We start from the raw sequence: 5,130 nt of genomic DNA on the forward strand, positions 1-5,130 counted from the left end.
GGCGTTGACGGGTAAATGAGTCAGTTTTTCAGATAGCTGAACTTACCCCGGAGTTCCACTGAGAACGTATTTAGGTCAGGAGCCAGGCAGGGATTGTATCCGTTGAACATGGAGATGAAGGCCATACTGAAGCTATACCTGAGGGGGCGGAGTGCACCCGCACTCAGTTTTCTGTGAAGTGATACTCCGGGAGCGGCAGTAACTCGTGCAGCCTGTCTTCATGCCACGATGGCAGGCGATGCAGAACGTCCGTCAGCCAGGCATGCGGGTCAAGGCCATTCATTTTCGCGGTTTCCAGCAAGCTCATGATTCTGGCTGCACGCTCACCTGCTGCAACCGAACCGGCGAACAACCAGTTGGTGTGTCCCATCACCACCGGTCTGATGGCCCGTTCACAGCGATTGTTGTCCAGCGGCAACGAGCCATCTTCCAGGAACCGACTGAGGCTCTCCCGCCGTTTTAGCACGTAGGCGATCGCTTTACCCAACGCTGAACTTTCCGGGCACGCATTTTTCTGTTGCTCCAGCCATTGCCACAGCTTTTCCAGCACTGGTCGCGCGTAGCGATGCCGCCACTGCCGGATCTTTTCCACTGGCCTGTGTCGGATCTTCTTTTCCAGCCGGTACAGCCCGGCGATCTGCCTGACTGCCATTTCGGCCCGGGGATCTTTACTCGCTTTATAAAGGTCGGCGAAGTTTCTGCGGGCATGTGCCCAACAGCCCGTCAGTGCGATCTCTTTGTTCTGTACGGCCAGCGTTTCATACGCCGGATATCCGTCAACCACCAGGTTTCCGGCCCAGTCTTTCAGGTATTCCGCCACGTATCTGCTGCTCCGGCCAGGTTGACTGTCGAAGCAGACGATAGCAGGGCCACTTTTTTCACCGCTGACATAAGCCCACAGATAGCCGGAGCGGGCTTTACCCCCTTTTTTTGTGTCCAGGATTTGCAGAGGGGTCTCATCGGCATGCAGCACATCGCGTGTCAGCAACATCCGGTGAAGTGCTTCTGCCAGTGGTGTCAGTGCGGCACCGGCAGGACCAACCATATCGGCCATCGTGCTGACGGGCAGATGGATATCCGAACTGGCCAGAACCGGTTGCTGACGGTACAGCGGCATATGGTCGCAGTGCTTGCTGATCACCACCTGGGCGATGAGTGACGGCTCTGCCACCCCTTTTGGGATAATGTGCGCAGGTATATCACCGCTGACCACTCTCTGACAGCAGGTGCAACTATACTGCGGACGAACGTACCGGTTAACCACGACACGGGCCGGGATATATTCCTGCTTTTCACTCACTTCATCACGGATGTGACGCAGGGTGCCCTGGCAGTCAGGACAGCGTTCGGTTGAGGCCGGTTCTATGTTTTTTGTGACACGATGAAGATGGGCCGGTAGCGGCTTTCTTGCCGGTCGTTCTGAGACAACTTTTTCTTTGAACGGAAGCAGCATGTCCAGTTGCGCTTCTGCCACAGCGATATCCGCATCCATGTCCTCTTCGAACAGGGAGCGCTGCATACCGGCCAGAGTTTCGCTCTTTTTCCCGAAGCGCTGCTGGCGCGCCAGTTTCAGCATTTCTTCCAGCAGAAGGATACGTTGCTGAAGAGCGGTATTCTGCCGGAGAAGTTTTTCTTCTTTTTTAGCATTCTCAGACACGACATTCTGCACCATGGCAAGAGCCAGAGTGCGGAGCTGTTCGATGTCATTCATGTTATTGAGAAGGGATATATCCATACCCTTAATAGTACCACTATGAGTATTGATATTCATTGTTTTTCAAATGGTTACTCCCTGTTTTACAGATTAAAGACTGCGCTGTTTTCGTCTTCACGGAAGACCCATTTAGCCAGGTTATGGCCTTCCATTTGCTGCCAGTCAATTCCGGAGATCAACCATTCAAACTGCTCCGGCGTCAGTGACCATGCTGCATCATTTGCACGCGGCCAGCGAAAATGACCTTTGTGCAGACGCCGCGTACACAGCCATACACCATGGCGATCCCTGCGCAGTACTTTGAGCCGCGTCCGTGCTTTATTGGCAAAGACAAACGCAGCACCTTCATGCCATGTGGATTTGAGGGTATCCTGGACATACTGCGTCAGGGTGTCTATTCCCCTGCGCATATCCACAGGTCTCACTGCCAGGAAGACGTTCTCAGGTCTGAGCATGTTTGAGCGCCCTGAACACATCGGTGAGCTGTAAGGCGTGACAACTCATACGTATACCGCCAGGCAGGAAGAGCATGACAGGCTCATTAACCGCCTGAGCAGCCGGAGTCGCAGCTGACTCTGCTGCGATATGTACGGGTATCAGCCCGGAGGCATCTTTACTGACTCTGGTTTTAATATCCTGAGGCCATTCCCTGAAAGTAGAAAACTTGATGTCGTGCAGCTCACTGTACTGCTGACGGGTAAGACCGCTGGCACGCCATGCTGCAACATGCGTAAGCGGCTCATCTGAACCGTATTGACGATTAGACGTTGCTAAGGTCGAGTTTCCAGGGAAGCAGATCGCGGACCCGGTTCACCGGCCAGTCCTGTATATGACCGATGACGTAACGCAACCACGTCTCGGGGTCAACGCCGTTAAGCCGGCAGGTGACGAGCAGAGAGTAGAGGATCGCCGCACGTTCTCCGCCTGTATCTGAACCGGCGAACAGCCAGTTTTTCCGGCCCAGGGCTACGCCACGCAGCGCGTTCTCCGCGATGTTGTTGTCGATCTCCGCCCAGCCATTGCTGCAGTACAGGTTTAACGCGTCCCACTGCTTCAGTAGATAGGCGAACGCCTTCGCCGTGTCCGAGTGGCGCGACAGTACCTTCATCTGAACCTGTATCCAGTCGTACAGTGACTGCATTAACGGGATAGTCTGCTCTTTACGTACCGCCAGCCGCTCGTCTGCCGGGCTGCCGCGTATCTCCGCCTCGATGGCATACAGTTTTCCGATACGCTTCAGCGCTTCGGTTGTGATGTCGGTCGGTGTCCGGGCATGCACGTCGTGGATTTTTCGCCGGGCATGGGCCATGCAGGCCGCTTCGGTTATGCGGCCATCTTCGTACAGCGCATTATAACCACCGTAAGCGTCCGCCTGCAGGATACCGCTGTACCCCGCAAGGTGCTGCTGTGGATGTACGCCTTTCCGGTCCGGCGAGTACGCGAACCAGACCGCCGGTGGAAGCTGTGAGCCCGCGTTGCGGTCGTCCCGCACGTATACCCACAGCCGGGCCGTGCGCGTTTTACCGCTGCCCGGCTCCTGTACCGGCACAGGGATATCGTCGGTGTGCACCTTGCCCGGCATCAGCACGTACTGGCGCAGCAGGTCGTACAGCGGCTCCAGCAGTTCGCTCACCGCGCCGGACCAGCGACCCAGCGTGGCGCGACTCAGCTCCACGCCCTGACGATGGTATATCTCTGACTGACGATAGTGAGGCGTGTGCTCTGCGAACTTCGCCGTGACGATGCGCGCCAGCAGGCCGGGGCCCGCATAGCTGCGTTCGATGGGTTTTGACGGCATGGAAGCCTGAACGATGTGGTCACAGCTGCAGCAGGCCAGCTTCGGCCGCTGCGTTTCGATAACCTTAAAGGCGCTGCTGATAAGCTCCAGCTGCTCCGATACGTCGCAGCCCAGCGCGTTGAGTTCGCAGCCGCATGCCGGACAGGTGATTTCTGCCGGCGACAGCGTGAGGGTTTCGCGGGGAAGTGAGGCCGGCAGCGGTTTGCGGGCGGAAGACTGGCGCAGCGGCTGCGGGAGTGCCGGGTCATGCTGCTCGCCCAGCACCTCAGCCATCTCCTCCTGCAGGGCGCTGATGCGCTCCTCTGCCTCGCGCACCTGGCGGGCCGTTTTCTCACGCAGCTTTTCGGAGCTTTTGCCGAACTGCATACGTTGCAGCTTAGCAACCAGCGCCTTCAGGCGGTTGATTTCGCTGGCGTACGCCGCCACCCGCTGTGAGAGCAGACGATTATACTCCGCCATTTTGCGGATGGTGGTCTGCTGCTCCTGCAGCAGCGCCCTGAGCCGGGCGTTTTCATCAGGGTATGAGGTCTCCATAACCCCACTTTACAGCAGGTTATATGCGTATTCCAGGGCGTTCCGTCCGCTGGGGATGCTTCCAGTTAATGCCTTCCAGCAGCATGGACAGTTGCGCCGGCGTCAGATGAACCTTGCCGTCACGGGTCACCGGCCAGACGAAGCGCCCCCGCTCCAGCCGTTTGGTAAACAGGCACAGGCCGTCCCGGTCCGCCCACAGCACCTTTATCATATCGCCCCGCCGCCCGCGGAAGATAAACAGATGGCCGCTGAACGGGTCATCCCGTAACGTGTTCTGCACCCTGGAAGCCAGGCCATTGAAGCCGTTGCGCATGTCCGTGACGCCGGCAACCAGCCAGATGCGTGAGCCTGCAGGGAGTGATATCACCGGCTCCCTCCCTGCATTTCCCGGATGAGCATCTGCAGCAGCTCCGGCGTCAGTTTTCCGCTGATACGAAGCGTTCCTGCGGGCAGAACCAGCTCACAGCAGGGGGCATCGTCGCTCTGAACGGATGGTGGATGAGGCTGTCCGGGGCCTGATTCAGCAGCGAGCGTCACGGGCAACATGACCGGCGCATCTGTCCGCGCAGCCAGCAGCCCCTGCTGATAAAGTCGCCGCCAGTTGAACAGGAGATTGTCGTTAATGTTATTTTCGCGGGCAAGCTGTGCCACGCTGACGCCGGGCTGCATCGACTGCTCCACCATGGCGATTTTGAAGTCGCGGGGGAAGTTGGGACGTCGGGGCCGCTTACGGGCAACAGGGATTTCACCGGGAGCCGGGGTAGAGGCTACAGGAAGGACAGACGATTTTCGGGAGTCCTGCCGGTAAAGTCGTTTATCCAGATTTTTAGCGTTGATCCGTGGCGGCAGAGGCCATGACAGACCGGCCTTCCGGAAGCGGACAAAGAGATCGCAGACGGTGGTTTTGGGGATACCCAGCCTGCGCCCGGCCTCAATACGCGGCAGCTTTTCATCAAAATGGAGGCGAAGCGCCTCAAGGAGCCATGTCCGGTGTTTCACGCGATAGTGTCCATTAAAAATGATGGACACTATTTTCCCGGAACCGGAGCCCGCTGCACAGACGGTCTAAATGTGACGCTTACCA

The 5,130-nt window shown here is 57.6% G+C and carries 5 protein-coding genes; all 5 read right to left on the reverse strand.

Going from position 1 to position 5,130, the window contains the following annotated elements; translation table 11 throughout:
- Window positions 1-163 precede the first annotated feature (163 nt).
- The 5 genes from AOY24_RS23145 to tnpA all read right to left on the reverse strand — a co-directional run bounded on the left by AOY24_RS23145 (window position 164) and on the right by tnpA (window position 5,075).
- Window positions 164-1,771, reverse strand: a complete 1,608-nt coding sequence (locus AOY24_RS23145; protein WP_082366220.1) for an IS66 family transposase — start codon at window positions 1,769-1,771, stop codon at window positions 164-166.
- 26 nt (window positions 1,772-1,797) lie between these two features.
- Window positions 1,798-2,169, reverse strand: a complete 372-nt coding sequence (gene tnpB, locus AOY24_RS23150; RefSeq protein WP_054177460.1) for an IS66 family insertion sequence element accessory protein TnpB — start codon at window positions 2,167-2,169, stop codon at window positions 1,798-1,800.
- Window positions 2,170-2,474: 305 nt separating this feature from the next.
- Window positions 2,475-4,046: an IS66 family transposase gene (locus AOY24_RS23155; RefSeq protein WP_054177436.1), complete on the reverse strand. Its 1,572-nt coding sequence runs from the start codon at window positions 4,044-4,046 to the stop codon at window positions 2,475-2,477.
- A gap of 19 nt (window positions 4,047-4,065) precedes the next feature.
- The gene (tnpB, locus tag AOY24_RS23160) at window positions 4,066-4,413 is read right to left on the reverse strand and encodes an IS66 family insertion sequence element accessory protein TnpB (RefSeq protein ID WP_043143335.1); all 348 of its coding nucleotides are present in this window, start codon (window positions 4,411-4,413) and stop codon (window positions 4,066-4,068) included.
- Complete coding sequence (gene tnpA, locus AOY24_RS23165) at window positions 4,410-5,075, reverse strand: IS66-like element accessory protein TnpA (protein ID WP_054177437.1); 666 nt, start codon at window positions 5,073-5,075, stop codon at window positions 4,410-4,412. The genes tnpB (AOY24_RS23160) and tnpA overlap by 4 nt, the downstream gene beginning before the upstream one ends.
- Window positions 5,076-5,130: the final 55 nt, after the last annotated feature.

It is taken from the genome of Citrobacter sp. CtB7.12, from assembly GCF_001297795.1.
Lineage (GTDB): Bacteria > Pseudomonadota > Gammaproteobacteria > Enterobacterales > Enterobacteriaceae > Citrobacter_A > Citrobacter_A amalonaticus.